Source organism: Caulobacter sp. (assembly GCF_039596335.1).
Lineage (GTDB): Bacteria > Pseudomonadota > Alphaproteobacteria > Caulobacterales > Caulobacteraceae > Caulobacter.
In genome coordinates this window covers 60,616-74,281 of the sequence record NZ_JBCNJZ010000002.1, presented here as the reverse complement: position 1 = coordinate 74,281, position 13,666 = coordinate 60,616, and the positions used below count along the sequence as shown (strand labels likewise).

The window sequence follows — 13,666 nt, the reverse complement described above, 5'->3', positions numbered from 1 at the left end:
CAGGTACGTCCAGGCCCCTTTCTCACATGGAAAGAACGGTTTTTTTAGCCGGGTACCGCCCGGCGGAAGTACAAGCGAGCGCATGAGCGACGAGAACGAAAACGGCCGTAACGGCAATCGACCCCCGATGACGCTGAAGCCCCGCCAGGGCTCGGTGAGCGCCGGGGTCGTGAAGCAAAGCTTCAGCCACGGCCGGACCAAGACGGTGGTGGTGGAAACCAAGCGCACGCGTCCGCATGCGCCAGCGAGCGGCAACCTGGCCGCGCCGTCTTCGGCCGAGCGTCGTCACGACGCCCCGCCGCCGCGTTCGTCGCAGCCGCAAGGTGGCGCCCCGGCAGGTGGCGGTTCGGCCGGCGGTCTCTCGCAGGAAGAACTGCGCGCCCGTCAGCGCGTCGTCGACGCTGCTCGCGAGAACCAAGCCCGTCAGGCTGCTGATCAGGCCGCCGCCGAGGCTCGCGCCCGCGCCGCCGCCGAGGCCGCCCAGCGTGAAGCCGCGGCCAAGGCCGCAGCCGAGCGCGCGGCCGCTGCGCCGCCGCCGCCGCCTCCGCCCGTGCAGGCCGCTGCTCCGGCAGCGCCCGCCGCGCCGGCTCCGGCCGCCCCGGCTCCGCGTCCCGTGACCCAGGCTCAAGCCCCGGCCGCTCCGCGCGCAGAGGCTCCGCGCCAGGACGCGCCGCGCAACGAGGCTCCGCGTCCGTCGGCCCCCGGCCAGACCCGCACCTACGAGCCCAGCCGCGACCGTCGCGACGACCGCTCCAGCACGACGACCTATCGTCCGGCTCCGCAGGGTGACCGTCCGTTCAATCAACGCGCGCCCCGTCCCGACGCCGGCGCCAACTTCGGTCAACGGGCTCCCCGTCCCGAAGGCGACCGTCCGCGCGGTCCGCGTCCCGACGGTGATCGTCCGCAAGGCGATCGCGGTCCCGGCGGTGGCGGCGGCTACCGCGGCGATCGCCCGCAGGGTGATCGTCCGCAGGGCGATCGTCCGCAGCAGACCGTGCGCTACTCGGCCCTCGCGCCGCGTCCCGCGCCGGGCGCCCGTGGTCCCGGCGGTCCGCCGCGTGGCCCGCGTCCCGGTGTCGCGCCCTCGGCTCCGGCCACGCCGGAAATCCAGCGCGCCATGCGCTCGGCCCCGCGTCCCGGTGGCGAAGTCGGCCGTCGTCCCGACGAGGACGACGATCGTCGCAAGACCGCGAACGCGCCGAACAAGGCCGTCTCGCGCGTCAAGGGCGCCCCTCAGCGCCGCGAAGGCCGCCTGACCATCCAGGCCGTGGGCGGCGACGGGGATTCCGCCGATCGCATGCGCTCGCTGGCCTCGGTTCGCCGGGCCCGCGAACGCGAGAAGGAAAAGCGCCGTGGCGGCGTGGCCGAACAGGCTCGTGTCGCGCGTGAAGTCGTCATTCCCGACGTCATCACCGTGCAGGAACTGTCCAACCGGATGGCCGTGCGCGGCGTCGACATCATCAAGTTCCTGATGCGTCAGGGCGTGATGCTGAAGATCAACGACGTCATCGACAACGACACCGCCGAACTGGTGGCGACCGAGTTCGGTCACACCGTCAAGCGCGTGTCGGAAGCCGACGTCGAAGAAGGCTTCATCGGCGCCGAGGACATCGACGATCACCTGGAGGCGCGTCCTCCGGTCGTGACGATCATGGGTCACGTCGACCACGGCAAGACCAGCCTGCTGGACGCCCTGCGTTCGACGGACGTGGCGGCCGGCGAGCACGGCGGCATCACCCAGCACATCGGCGCCTATCAGGTTCGCCTGAAGGATGGCCAGCGCGTGACGTTCCTCGACACGCCCGGCCACGCCGCGTTCTCGTCGATGCGCGCCCGCGGCGCCAACATCACGGACATCGTGGTGCTGGTGGTGGCTGGTGACGACGGCGTCATGCCCCAGACGGTCGAGGCGATCAAACACGCCAAGGCCGCCGAAGTGCCGATCATCGTCGCCGTCAACAAGATGGACAAGCCGGGCTCGGACGCCACCCGCGTGGTCAACGAGCTGCTGCAGCACGAGATCGTCGTCGAAAGCCTGGGTGGTGACACCCAGATCATCGAGGTCTCGGCCAAGGCGCGCACGGGTCTCGACGACCTGCTGGACGCCATCCTGCTGCAGGCTGAAGTGCTGGACCTGAAGGCCAACCCCGACCGCACCGCCGATGGTGTTGTGATCGAGGCCAAGCTGGACAAGGGTCGCGGCGCCGTCTCGACCGTCCTGGTCAACCGCGGCACGCTGAAGCGCGGCGACATCGTCGTCGCCGGCAGCCAGTTCGGCCGGGTTCGCGCCCTGCTGAACGAGCGCAACGAGCAGCTGACCGAAGCCGGTCCGGCCACCCCGGTCGAGATCCTCGGCCTGGACGGCGTTCCTTCGCCCGGCGACGCGTTCGCCGTCGTGGAGAACGAAGCCCGCGCTCGCGAGCTGACCGAGTACCGTATCCGCCTGAAGCGCGAGAAGTCGCTGGCCCCGGTGGGCGCCGGCGCTTCGATGGCCGACATGATGGCCAAGCTGCAGGACAAGAAGCTGAAAGAGCTTCCGCTGATCATCAAGGCCGACGTTCAAGGTTCGGCCGAGGCGATCATCGGTTCGCTGGACAAGATGGCCACCGACGAGGTCCGCGCGCGGATCATCCTGTCGGGCGCCGGCGCGATCAGCGAAAGCGACGTCATGCTGGCCAAGGGCGCCGGCGCGCCGGTCATCGGCTTCAACGTCCGCGCCTCGGCGCAGGCGCGGGCCCTGGCCGAACGCGAAGGGGTCGAGATCCGCTACTACGCGATCATCTACGACCTGCTGGACGACATCAAAGGCGTGCTCTCGGGCATGCTGGCCCCGATCCAGCGCGAAACCTTCCTGGGTAACGCCGAGGTCCTGCAAGCCTTCGACATCTCCAAGATCGGCAAGGTCGCCGGCTGTAAGGTCACCGAAGGCGTGGTCCGCAAGGGCGCCAAGGTCCGGATCATCCGCAACGACATCGTCGTTCTGGAACTGGGCACCCTGCAGACGCTCAAGCGCTTCAAGGACGAGGTCAACGAAGTCCCCGTCGGTCAGGAGTGCGGCATGATGTTCCAGGGCTTCCAGGACATCAAAGTCGGCGACACGATCGAGTGCTTCACCGTCGAGGAGATCAAGCGCCAGCTCGACTAGGAGCCGGTCGCCAGATCGAGAAGTTAGAGGGCGCGGATCGCAAGGTCCGCGCCCTTTGTCTTTGAGCGTTTTCGACTCCGGCAGGTCGCTGTGGCATGATCGTCTCGCAGGAGACCGCCATGAGCCGCATCATAGTCAATACCCCGGGGCAGGGCCTGACTGTACCGGAGGAGATCGTCCAGGCTGCGGGACTTACAGGCGAGCCCGTTGAGATCGCGATCAAGGACGGGGGCATATTTCTGCATCGCTCCACGTCGATCGACGAGGCGAAGGTTCGCGCCGAGGCTTTGGAACGGATATTCGAGCGTTCCAGAAAGATCCCGCTGCACGGCCTTTCAATCCGTGAGCTCATCGACGAAGGCCGTCGTTGACCATCGTCCTTGATGCTTCATTGACAGTGGCCACGATGGTCGTGGAGCACAGGACCGCCGACGCGCAGGCCGCTATGATCGAAGCGGGCGGGCGGCCAATCTGGGTTCCGTCGCTTTGGCGGCTCGAAGTCGCCAACGTCTTCAGAACCCTTGTGCGCAAAGGTGTCGTGGCCCCGCGTCTCGTAGACGAGTGCTTGGCTGACTTGTCGCGGATGTCGATCATGCTCGACCCACATACCGACGCCCGCGCGTGGACCGAGACCTTGGCGCTTTCGCGTGAGGAAGAGCTCACCATCTATGACGCGGCCTATCTGGAACTGGCATTGCGCCTGGACGCGACCTTATTGACGCTGGACACCCAACTGACCGCCGCGGCGCGAGGTAGAGGCGTGGAAGTCTGGCCGCGCTAACCCAGACTGGAAATCGCCCCAATCGCGGGCTAGGGATTTTCCCATGCGCTTCAAAGCTCTCCTTGCCCTGACCCTCGTCGCCGGCGCCCTGGGCGCCTGCGCGACCACTACCCGTCTCGACGCGGCGGGCGATGTCCATGACCTGCTGGTGGCGATCCGCGACAACGATCGGGCGACGTTCGACGCCCATGTCGACCGTCGGGCGCTGAAGTACCAGATCGAGTCCCGATTGATGGACGAGGCCCGCCAGCGCGGTGGGCAGAGCAATAGCGTGATGGCGCTCGCCGCCCTGGCCGCGGGGCCGCTGGCCGACGTCGCCGGCGAGGCGCTGATCCGGCCCGAGACCTTCCATGCCGCCGCCAACTATTACGGCTACACCCCAGACCGGCCGATCCCGGGCCGGGTGGCGATCGCCAGCACCCTGCGGCCCACCGGCGACGGCCGGGTCTGCGCGGCCAAGAAGGACGGCCCCTGCATGCTGACCTTCACCCGCGAGGGCGATCGCTGGCGCCTGTCCAGCTTCGATGCGCAGGCGGCCAATCTCTACCTGAAGCGATGAGCCGCGCGACCTGGGGGGGCGTCGCCCTGGCCTTGCTGGCCGCCGGCGCGGCGCGGGCCGAGCTGCGGATGTTCTCGTACGACCCGATCTCGCCGGACGCCAAGCGGCTGACCGGGGCCGGGGTCACCATCCTGTTCAACAAGGGCCTGATGGGGACCGGCCGCCCGCTCAAGGTGCTGGCCACCGGCGTGCCGGCCGAGGCCCGCCTCACCAGCGGTCGCCAGAAGGACCTGGGTCCCGGCGGCCTGGCGGCCATGGACGGCGTCGACGACAAGGTCGCGCTGTTCGAAGTCGACGCCAAGGCCGCCCAGGGCAAGGTCTATGTCCGGGCCTTCTGCCCGGGTTCGACGCGGCTGTGGCTGTCGTTCAGCACCATCGCCATCCGCCGCGACCTGCGCATCCAGGCGTTCGGCGACGACCCCAAGAAGGCGGGTGCGGCGCGTCTTTGCGGCACCCTGGACTTCACCTATCGCGGTGAGTGGCGCCTGCCCGACAACCGCCGGCCCGATCCGATGGAGGACTGGACCGACAACATGAACCAGCCCGGCTGATTTTGGCTGCGAGCCGCGCGGAAGGGGTCCAGGCTGGACTTTCGGGCGTTACGCGCCTAGACACCCCGCCTTCCGATTTTCCCCGCGCACCGGCGTTCGATCCGCCGGCCGGGCCGCAAGGATTTCGCGCCATGAAGCGCCATGCCGACAATAAGAAGGGCGCCCTGACGGGTCCTTCGCAACGCCAGCTCCGCGCCGGCGAACTGATCCGCCACGCCCTGGTCGAGATCCTCCGCGAGGAGGAGCTGGCCGACGAGGCCCTGACCGGCGTCTCGGTCACCGTCTCCGAAGTGCGGATGAGCCCCGATCTCAAGCACGCGGTCTGCTTCGTCGAACCGCTGGGCGCGGGCCTGACGGGCGAGGACACCACCGAGGTGATCAAGGGCCTGAACCGGGTGTCGAAGTTCCTGCGCGGGCGGCTGGGCCGCTCGATCGACATGAAGTTCACGCCGGACCTGAAGTTCATCCACGATGAGAGCTTCGGCGCGGCGGCCTATATGGACAACCTGTTCCTGGACCCGCGGGTCCAGCAGGACACCCGCCGCCTCTCGGACATCGTCGAAGACGACGAGGACTAGGGATGGCCCGCCGCAAGAAGGGTGACGCCATCTCGGGCTGGCTGTGCCTGGACAAGCCCTACGACCTGACCTCGACCACGGCCGTCAGCCGCGTGCGCCGCGCGTTCAACGCCCAGAAGGGCGGCCACGCCGGTACGCTGGACCCGCTGGCCACCGGCATCCTGCCCATCGCCCTGGGCGAGGCGACCAAGACGGTCCCGTTCCTGATGGACGCCGACAAGGCCTACCGCTTCACCATCGCCTGGGGGCGCGACACCACGACCCTGGACCGCGAGGGCGAGACCACCGGGACCTCGGACGTGCGCCCGACGGTCGAGCAGGTGGAGGCCGCTCTCCCCGCCTTCATCGGCGAGGTCGATCAGATCCCGCCGAACTTTTCGGCCATCAAGGTCGATGGCGAGCGCGCCTACGACCTGGCCCGCGATGGGGTCGAGTTCGAGCTGGCCACCCGCAAGGTCAGGATCTTCGACCTGAAGGTCGCCGGCGCCGCCGACGCCGACCACGTCACCCTGGAGATGGAATGCGGCAAGGGCACCTATGTCCGCGCCGTGGTCCGGGATCTCGCCAAGGCGCTGGGAACCTGTGGACATGTCGCCGAGCTTCGCCGAACGCGGGTGGGCGGGTTTACCGAGAGCGGCTCGATATCGCTGGAAACCCTCGAGAATTTGAGCTATGAGGCCCGGCTGTCGGAGGCATTGCTTCCGGTCGAGACCGCGCTGGACGACATCCCGGCGTTGGCCGTGACCGATGAAGACGCCTTCCGGCTTGCACAGGGACGCGCCATCGTCCTGCTTCCTAGGCAGGTTGAAACGCTGAAAGCCGAGCTTCCGCCCGGCGATCGCACCGTTTCCGCCATGTCTGGCGACAGGTTGGTGGCCCTGTGCGAGATGCGCGCCGGGAAGCTCAATCCGGTGCGGGTCTTCCAACTCACCTGAGCGGAGACAATCCGATGTCGATCACTCTCGAGCGCAAGAGCGCTCTCATCGCCGAACACGCCCGCACGCAAGGCGACACCGGCAGCGCTGAAGTCCAGGTCGCGATCCTCTCGGAACGCATCTCGAACCTGACCGAGCACTTCAAGACGCACAAGAAGGACAACCACAGCCGTCGTGGCCTGCTGAAGCTGGTTTCCCAGCGTCGCCGTCTCCTCGACCACCTGAAGAAGTCCGACGTCGCCCGTTACCAGTCCCTGATCGAAAAGCTGGGCCTGCGTCGCTAAGGCACAATTCGGCCGCCCTGCTCCGGTAGGGCGGCCGAACGTTTTTCCAACCTTCCGTTTCGAGACAGGCCGAAACGAAAGGTTGTCGCGGATCCGCTGTAGGCATGATCCGAACACGTAGCCGGAGATCACGATCTTCGGACGCCTGTCGAACTGGATGAGGAAATCTCGGGACCGCCCTTCGGCCGCCCGCCCCTGTCCGTCCTGAAGGAAATGGGTCCTTCGGAACCGAAAGAAGCAAAAATGTTCGATATCAAGCGCAAGACGATCGAGTGGGGCGGCAAGACGCTGGTCCTCGAAACCGGTCGCATCGCCCGTCAAGCCGACGGCGCCGTTCTGGCCACCATGGGCGAAACTGTCGTCCTGGCCACCGCCGTGTTCGCCAAGACCCAGAAGCCGGGCCAAGACTTCTTCCCGCTGACGGTCAACTATCAGGAAAAGACCTTCGCGGCCGGCAAGATCCCCGGCGGTTTCTTCAAGCGTGAAGGCCGTCCGTCGGAAAAGGAGACCCTGGTCTCCCGCCTGATCGACCGTCCGATCCGTCCGCTGTTCGTCAAGGGCTTCAAGAACGAAGTCCAGGTCGTCACCACCGTGCTGCAGCACGACCTCGAGAATGATCCCGACATCCTGGCCATGGTCGCCGCCTCGGCCGCCCTGTGCCTGTCGGGCGCCCCGTTCATGGGCCCCATCGGCGCCGCTCGCGTCGGCTGGATCAATGACGCCTACGTGCTGAACCCGACGCTCGACGAGCAGAAGGACAGCAAGATGGACCTGGTCGTCGCCGGCACCACCGACGCCGTCATGATGGTCGAGTCGGAAATCCAGGAGCTCTCGGAAGAGATCGTTCTGGGCGGCGTCAACTTCGCCCACAAGGAAATGCAGACGGTGATCGAAGCGATCATCGAGCTGGCCGAGCACGCCGCCAAGGAACCCTTCGCGTTCGAGCCGGAAGACACCGACGCGGTGAAGGCCGAGATGAAGGGCCTCGTGGGCGCCGACATCGCCGCCGCCTACAAGATCCAGAAGAAGCAGGACCGCTACGAAGCCGTCGGCGCCGCCAAGAAGAAGGCCGTCGCGGCCCTCGGCCTGTCGGACACCAACCCGGCCGGCTACGACCCGCTGAAGCTGGGCGCGATCTTCAAGGAACTGGAAGCCGACGTCGTGCGTCGCGGCATCCTGGACACCGGCCTGCGCATCGACGGCCGTGACGTCCGCACCGTGCGTCCGATCCTGGGCGAAGTCGGCATCCTGCCGCGCACCCACGGTTCGGCCCTGTTCACCCGCGGCGAAACCCAGGCGATCGTGGTCGCCACCCTGGGCACCGGCGACGACGAGCAGTTCATCGACGCCCTGGAAGGCACCTACAAGGAATCCTTCCTGCTGCACTACAACTTCCCGCCCTACTCGGTCGGTGAGACGGGCCGCATGGGTTCGCCGGGCCGCCGCGAAATCGGCCACGGCAAGCTGGCCTGGCGCGCCCTGCGCCCGATGCTGCCGGCCAAGGAAGACTTCCCCTACACGATCCGCCTGGTCTCGGAGATCACCGAGTCGAACGGTTCGTCGTCGATGGCCACGGTCTGCGGTTCGTCGCTGGCCATGATGGACGCCGGCGTGCCGCTGGTCCGTCCGGTCTCGGGCATCGCCATGGGCCTGATCCTGGAAAAGGACGGCTTCGCGGTTCTGTCGGACATCCTGGGTGACGAAGATCACCTGGGCGACATGGACTTCAAGGTCGCCGGCACCAGCGAAGGCCTGACCTCGCTGCAGATGGACATCAAGATCGCCGGCATCACGCCCGCGATCATGGAGCAGGCCCTGGCCCAGGCCAAGGAAGGCCGCGCTCACATCCTCGGCGAAATGAACAAGGCCATGGACGCCCCGCGTGAAGAGGTCGGCGACTTCGCCCCGAAGATCGAGACCATCACCATCCCGACCGACAAGATCCGTGAAGTGATCGGTTCGGGCGGCAAGGTGATCCGCGAGATCGTCGCCACCACCGGCGCCAAGGTCGACATCAACGACGAAGGCACGGTCAAGGTCTCGGCCTCGGACGGCGCCAAGATCAAGGCCGCGATCGACTGGATCAAGTCGATCACCGACGAAGCTGAAGTGGGCAAGATCTACGACGGCAAGGTCGTGAAGGTCGTCGACTTCGGCGCCTTCGTGAACTTCTTCGGCGCCAAGGACGGCCTCGTCCACGTCAGCCAGATCAGCAACGAACGCGTCGCCAAGCCGTCGGACGTGCTGAAGGAAGGCCAGATGGTCAAGGTGAAGCTCCTGGGCTTCGACGACCGCGGCAAGACCAAGCTGTCGATGAAGGTCGTCGATCAAGAGACCGGCGAAGACCTGTCGAAGAAGGCCGAAGAGGCCCCGGAAGGCGCCGCGGAATAAGCGCCGCGCTTCTTTCGAAGTGACTGAATAAGCGAGCGGGCGGTTCCGAAAGGGGCCGCCCGCTTTGCGTTGAGGCCTATGGCTTGCGCCGCGTCATCTCGCGCGCGAGCGGCGCGAAGCCCGCGACGAGCACCGCCAGCAACCATAGATAATAGGTCGGGCCGAACGGCCGCAGGCGCACCAGCTCCATGTGGTCGCCGAGCAGGATGCCGTCCCAGACCACGGCGAAATAGCCGGTGAAGGCGGTGAAGACCGCCAGCACCAGCGACGACCACGGCTGGGGCGTCTGGCGCAGGATCAACAACGGCGGCCCGAGAAAGACGGTCAGGTTGGCCAGATAGCCGTACTTGCCGATGATCACGCCCAGCCAGCCGATCGTCAGGACATCCATGCCCGTGTAGCCGCCGCCGATCGGCAGGAACAACGACAGCGCCCACACCGCGACGGACACCAATCCGAGAATGGCCCACAGGTCTGGACGCGCGAACGTCATACAGGCCCTCCTCCTTCAAACTTGGCGCTCTTCAAGTACAGCGCGCCAACCCAATGGATGGCCAGCGCCCACTATGCCAGGGGTGCTTGACGCCCAGAAGCGGACGCGACCAACTTCCCGGAAGGGTGAGGAACAAAGAAAGTGCGGCGGCGTCTCCCAGGCGCGCATTGGGTCCGCGATTGTATCGCATCCATGGCCAAAAATGGCCGACACAAGAGCGTCGCTCAATCTGTCACTTCAGATAAAACTGGGTCACACTGAATATGTATTTAGATGGATGACTGTATATTGATGGACGTCTCCTGTAATCGGAGAGCTCAAGGGCCATCCATGGTAGCTTTTCTAGTATTCCAATGCTTAAGGGGTCTCGGGTTTTAGCTACAGAAATTCCAACAACCCTCGCGCCGCGACCAAATCGGTCTGGAAGCACTTCGCTCCGAACCGCCCTAATGGAGGATAGATCGTTGATGTCCTCGAAATAGACGAGCGCAGGACCTCGACTAGGCGGGATCGGTGATGGCCTGAACGCAGCTTCCCCGGGAGCGTCTACTGATGACCCAGGCATCCAGTACCTAGACCATCCGCCTTCCACTTCTTTCAGAGTGACGAATATTGTGGGCTTGCCCGGAATATCGATCCAGAACGCTTCGCCGCGCACATCCGATAGAACGTTCGTTCCGCTTTGAGGGAACGCGCTGACTTCACGCGAAACGACCTCCCGAACGCCGGAGCCCGTGTAGCGCCGACCTTCAACTTCGACTTCGACCGTCAGCCTGAAACGGTGTCGTGACCCGATCAGCCCGCACCCCGCCAACGGGGTTAGCGCTGCAGCGAGTGTCCAAAGAACGGCGCGCCGCCCCGAGAGCTCAGGTGCCTCCGACACGCTGCGGACTGTGTAACGCATACGATCACCTCAGGCTGAGAAAGCGCTACCATACCCAACGCAAGGCATCAGCAAGTTTAGCGTAGAAATTGTAATGTGGAAAAAATCGCCACATGCCATGAGCCCTGGCCGTCCGGTGGATTGGCGTCTGCGTGACCGCCGGTACGGGCATAGAGCGCTCTGAATGCTCGGCGTTGCCAATCAGGAGCCGTACGAAATCAAAGTCTTACGAAATCTGGATGTGCGTGTGTGATCCGCGTTCGAAACCGATCCATACTTTTTCTCGCCCCGTCGCGGGGGAGGGCGTTCAGCTGGCGACCGAACGAGCGGCGGGGATGATCGAGCGGGAAGCGCTGGTCGGCGTCCCACAAGGACGCCTCTTCACGACGGATCCGGACGGGCTCCCTGAAACATCGGGACGAAAGCCGGGCGGTGGAGGGTTCGACCAACGCGGCAGGCGCGGGCTGAAATCGCCCGCGCGGTCCGGAGGGCGCGCTTGTCCCTCCGCCCGCCGGGGGCCTCTTTCGGAAGCGGGTTAAGACCCCGCGCGCCGAGGGCTCATCGGATAACGGTCACGCGGAGCGCTCCGGCCCCGGCCGAAACGGTACTCCATCCTCGTTTTCCGGGCTGCGCCCGGACGCTCCGCCGCCTCCCTCCAACCCGCCGGTCCGGCCGACGGGGGCGCCGTCTTGACTCTTATTTCGTTATTTAGCTAAATATAAAATATGAGCGAGATCTTCAAGGCCCTGGCCGACCCGACCCGTCGTCGCGTGCTGCAGCTGTTGCGGGAGCGGCCGATGACGGCTGGCGAGTTGGCCGAGCGGTTTCCGTTCTCGAAGGCGACCATGTCGGCCCACTTCGCCGTGTTGCGCGAGGCCGACCTGGTCGCCAGCGACAAGCGCGGCACGACCATCACCTACAGCCTGAAACTGTCGGTGCTGGAAGACGGCCTGCTGGCCTTCGCCGAGACCTTCGGCATCGGGGCGGGGAGAGCTCCGGCCGCCGCCACGACCGTCACACCCAGGGAGGAAAAGGGGTGAACCGCACGACCAAGCTTCTGTTGCTGCTGATCACCCTCGTTTCCCTGGCCCTGGCTTTGGGCGCCCTGGGCTGGCGCTGGCGCGAGGCCGGCGACGTCATGGCGATCTTCGCCGGATCCAAGCCGGCGCGCGGACCGTTCCTGCTGGCCGCGCTGGGGAGCGTTCTCGTGATCGTCTTGACGTTGAGCTATGTTCAGCGCCGGACACGTCGTGGGCTGGTCCCGGTTTCATTCTGATCATGCATAAATGGAAACCATGACTTTCTATGATTTCCATTTATGCGACCCGATGTCGCGTCCATTCTTGCCTTGTCAGACACGAGGGCCGGCCACGGGCCGCCTCCCCAACCAGGACGACGGACATGAGCAGCGGCTTCTTCACCACCACGGACGGCGTCAGCATCTTCTTCAAGGACTGGGGTCCCAAGGACGCCCAGGCCGTCGTCTTCCACCACGGCTGGCCCCTGTCGTCGGACGACTGGGACGCCCAGATGATGTTCTTCCTGAACAAGGGCTATCGCGTCATCGCCCATGACCGCCGCGGTCATGGCCGTTCGGACCAGACCGACACCGGCAACGAGATGGACACCTACGCCGCCGACGTCATCGCCCTGGCCAAGCATCTGGACCTGAAGAACGCCGTCCATATCGGCCACTCGACCGGCGGCGGCGAAGTCGCCCGCTATGTCGCCCGCGCCGAGCCGGGCCGGGTGTCCAAGGCCGTGCTGGTCGGCGCGGTGCCGCCGATCATGCTGAGGACCGACGCCAATCCGGGCGGCCTGCCGAAAGAGGTCTTCGACGGTTTCCGCCAGGCCCTCTTGGCCAACCGCGCCCAGTTCTTCCACGATGTGGCGGCCGGTCCGTTCTACGGCTTCAACCGCGACGGCGCGCAGGTCTCGCCGGCCACGGTCGAGAACTGGTGGCGCCAGGGTATGATGGGCGGGGCCAAGGCCCACTACGACTGCATCACCGCCTTCTCGGAAACCGACTTCACCGAGGACCTGAAGGCCATCGACGTTCCGGTGCTGATCCTGCACGGCGAGGACGACCAGATCGTGCCGATCGACGACAGCGCCCGCCTGGCCATCAAGCTGGTCAAGAACGGGACGCTGAAGACCTATCCCGGCCTGCCGCACGGCATGGCCACGACCCACGCCGACACGATCAACGCCGACCTGCTGGCCTTCATCGAGGGCTGATCGACCCTTAGGCTACCGGCGCGGCGTGACCTTCACGATCGCCGCGTCGGGCGCGCCGTTGCCGCCTCGGCAGGCGGCCCACTTGTAGCCCTTGTCCATGCAGACCCAGACCTCGGTCAGCCGGCCGTCCTTGACCCGGACGTTGAGGCCGTTACGGCTGAGGCCGCGATTGCGCTTCAGGAAGGCCTCGCGGATCTGGCCGGCGGTCATGGCTTGGTCGGCGCCGGGCTTCAGGTCCGGCACGTTCAGGCGGTCGCGGATGACCCGGGCCTGCTTGAAATAGGCCTCCGGCGTGTCCCACTGGCAGGTGCCGTGCGCCTGCCACTCGTGCTGCAGCAGCCACGGCGAGGGCGTCATGCAGAGATTGGCCTTGACCGTCTTGACGCTCATCGGGGGGCTGGAGCGGCAGTAGCGCGGATGCACCTTGTCCGGGCCGTTGGGCCACAGGCCGTGCACCGTGAAGCCGAAGCGGTTGGCCTCGCACTGGATCTTCTTGTCCGACTCCGGAATGCCGGCCCGGCAGGCCTCGGGCGACCAGTACAGCGCCAGCAGATAGGCCGCGATCGGCACGTCGGGATGGATCTCGTCGGCCGGCGGAATCTCGGTCGGGGCCGGCGTGACATTCGGCGGGATCGCGCAGGACTTCAGGCTGGACGCCTGGGCGGCGCTCGCCAGGGACAGGACGGCGGCGGCGACGGCGAGAACGGTCTTCATGACGGGCTCCGGATAACGGCGCGGATAGGGACCCGCGCCGCGTCCGACGTCAAGGCAAGGTCTAGAGCCTGTCCGTTTCTGATGGAAACATCAGAAACGGATGAACAGGCTCTA

14 protein-coding genes are annotated in these 13,666 nt (G+C 66.1%); 12 read left to right on the top strand and 2 right to left on the bottom strand.

Translation table 11 applies throughout. From position 1 onward, the window contains the following. Positions 1-82 precede the first annotated feature (82 nt). The 9 genes from infB to pnp all read left to right on the top strand — a co-directional run bounded on the left by infB (position 83) and on the right by pnp (position 9,224). Positions 83-3,145, top strand: coding sequence for a translation initiation factor IF-2 (infB, locus tag ABDW31_RS04360; protein ID WP_343698354.1), 3,063 nt, complete (start codon positions 83-85; stop codon positions 3,143-3,145). Between the two features lie 119 nt (positions 3,146-3,264). Further along, positions 3,265-3,516, top strand: a complete 252-nt coding sequence (locus ABDW31_RS04355; RefSeq protein WP_184714873.1) for a hypothetical protein — start codon at positions 3,265-3,267, stop codon at positions 3,514-3,516. Next, positions 3,513-3,926: a type II toxin-antitoxin system VapC family toxin gene (locus tag ABDW31_RS04350; RefSeq protein ID WP_184714871.1), complete on the top strand. Its 414-nt coding sequence runs from the start codon at positions 3,513-3,515 to the stop codon at positions 3,924-3,926. The genes ABDW31_RS04355 and ABDW31_RS04350 overlap by 4 nt, the downstream gene beginning before the upstream one ends. A 43-nt stretch (positions 3,927-3,969) precedes the next feature. Further along, positions 3,970-4,485, top strand: coding sequence for a DUF2939 domain-containing protein (locus ABDW31_RS04345; protein WP_343698353.1), 516 nt, complete (start codon positions 3,970-3,972; stop codon positions 4,483-4,485). Continuing rightward, on the top strand, positions 4,482-5,036 hold the full coding sequence (locus tag ABDW31_RS04340) for a hypothetical protein (RefSeq protein WP_343698352.1): 555 nt from the start codon (positions 4,482-4,484) through the stop codon (positions 5,034-5,036). The genes ABDW31_RS04345 and ABDW31_RS04340 overlap by 4 nt, the downstream gene beginning before the upstream one ends. Before the next feature lie 131 nt (positions 5,037-5,167). Then, on the top strand, positions 5,168-5,614 hold the full coding sequence (rbfA, locus tag ABDW31_RS04335; protein WP_184714865.1) for a 30S ribosome-binding factor RbfA: 447 nt from the start codon (positions 5,168-5,170) through the stop codon (positions 5,612-5,614). Positions 5,615-5,616: 2 nt separating this feature from the next. Continuing rightward, positions 5,617-6,549 (top strand): tRNA pseudouridine(55) synthase TruB, encoded by a 933-nt coding sequence (truB, locus tag ABDW31_RS04330; RefSeq protein ID WP_343698351.1) that lies wholly within the window; start codon positions 5,617-5,619, stop codon positions 6,547-6,549. A 14-nt stretch (positions 6,550-6,563) separates the two neighbouring features. Then, complete coding sequence (gene rpsO / locus ABDW31_RS04325) at positions 6,564-6,833, top strand: 30S ribosomal protein S15 (RefSeq protein ID WP_172266664.1); 270 nt, start codon at positions 6,564-6,566, stop codon at positions 6,831-6,833. 243 nt (positions 6,834-7,076) lie between these two features. Then, positions 7,077-9,224, top strand: a complete 2,148-nt coding sequence (pnp, locus tag ABDW31_RS04320; RefSeq protein ID WP_184714861.1) for a polyribonucleotide nucleotidyltransferase — start codon at positions 7,077-7,079, stop codon at positions 9,222-9,224. A 76-nt stretch (positions 9,225-9,300) separates the two neighbouring features. Here the strand turns inward: pnp and ABDW31_RS04315 are convergent, their stop codons facing one another. Continuing rightward, on the bottom strand, positions 9,301-9,717 hold the full coding sequence (locus ABDW31_RS04315) for a hypothetical protein (protein ID WP_343698350.1): 417 nt from the start codon (positions 9,715-9,717) through the stop codon (positions 9,301-9,303). A gap of 1,608 nt (positions 9,718-11,325) precedes the next feature. Here ABDW31_RS04315 and ABDW31_RS04310 point away from each other — a divergent pair. The 3 genes from ABDW31_RS04310 (at position 11,326) to ABDW31_RS04300 (ending at position 12,838) form a co-directional block, all read left to right on the top strand. Next, positions 11,326-11,640 carry an autorepressor SdpR family transcription factor gene (locus tag ABDW31_RS04310; RefSeq protein ID WP_343698349.1) on the top strand — a complete coding sequence of 105 codons (315 nt, stop codon included), beginning with the start codon at positions 11,326-11,328 and terminating at the stop codon, positions 11,638-11,640. Next, positions 11,637-11,876, top strand: a complete 240-nt coding sequence (locus tag ABDW31_RS04305) for a hypothetical protein (protein WP_343698348.1) — start codon at positions 11,637-11,639, stop codon at positions 11,874-11,876. The genes ABDW31_RS04310 and ABDW31_RS04305 overlap by 4 nt, the downstream gene beginning before the upstream one ends. A gap of 125 nt (positions 11,877-12,001) precedes the next feature. Beyond that, positions 12,002-12,838 (top strand): alpha/beta hydrolase, encoded by an 837-nt coding sequence (locus ABDW31_RS04300; RefSeq protein WP_343698347.1) that lies wholly within the window; start codon positions 12,002-12,004, stop codon positions 12,836-12,838. Between the two features lie 12 nt (positions 12,839-12,850). Here ABDW31_RS04300 and ABDW31_RS04295 read toward each other — a convergent pair whose 3' ends face one another. After that, the gene (locus ABDW31_RS04295) at positions 12,851-13,552 is read right to left on the bottom strand and encodes a ribonuclease T (protein ID WP_343698346.1); all 702 of its coding nucleotides are present in this window, start codon (positions 13,550-13,552) and stop codon (positions 12,851-12,853) included. Positions 13,553-13,666 lie beyond the last annotated feature (114 nt).

Excerpts from the sequence above, each read along its gene's own strand:
- infB (WP_343698354.1), top strand. The coding sequence starts at position 83 with ATGAGCGACGAGAACGAAAACGGCCGTAACGGCAATCGACCCCCGATG.
- ABDW31_RS04355 (WP_184714873.1), top strand. The coding sequence starts at position 3,265 with ATGAGCCGCATCATAGTCAATACCCCGGGGCAGGGCCTGACTGTACCG.
- ABDW31_RS04345 (WP_343698353.1), top strand. The coding sequence starts at position 3,970 with ATGCGCTTCAAAGCTCTCCTTGCCCTGACCCTCGTCGCCGGCGCCCTG.
- ABDW31_RS04340 (WP_343698352.1), top strand. The coding sequence starts at position 4,482 with ATGAGCCGCGCGACCTGGGGGGGCGTCGCCCTGGCCTTGCTGGCCGCC.
- rbfA (WP_184714865.1), top strand. The coding sequence starts at position 5,168 with ATGAAGCGCCATGCCGACAATAAGAAGGGCGCCCTGACGGGTCCTTCG.
- truB (WP_343698351.1), top strand. The coding sequence starts at position 5,617 with ATGGCCCGCCGCAAGAAGGGTGACGCCATCTCGGGCTGGCTGTGCCTG.
- rpsO (WP_172266664.1), top strand. The coding sequence starts at position 6,564 with ATGTCGATCACTCTCGAGCGCAAGAGCGCTCTCATCGCCGAACACGCC.
- pnp (WP_184714861.1), top strand. The coding sequence starts at position 7,077 with ATGTTCGATATCAAGCGCAAGACGATCGAGTGGGGCGGCAAGACGCTG.
- ABDW31_RS04315 (WP_343698350.1), bottom strand. The coding sequence starts at position 9,717 with ATGACGTTCGCGCGTCCAGACCTGTGGGCCATTCTCGGATTGGTGTCC.
- ABDW31_RS04310 (WP_343698349.1), top strand. The coding sequence starts at position 11,326 with ATGAGCGAGATCTTCAAGGCCCTGGCCGACCCGACCCGTCGTCGCGTG.
- ABDW31_RS04300 (WP_343698347.1), top strand. The coding sequence starts at position 12,002 with ATGAGCAGCGGCTTCTTCACCACCACGGACGGCGTCAGCATCTTCTTC.
- ABDW31_RS04295 (WP_343698346.1), bottom strand. The coding sequence starts at position 13,552 with ATGAAGACCGTTCTCGCCGTCGCCGCCGCCGTCCTGTCCCTGGCGAGC.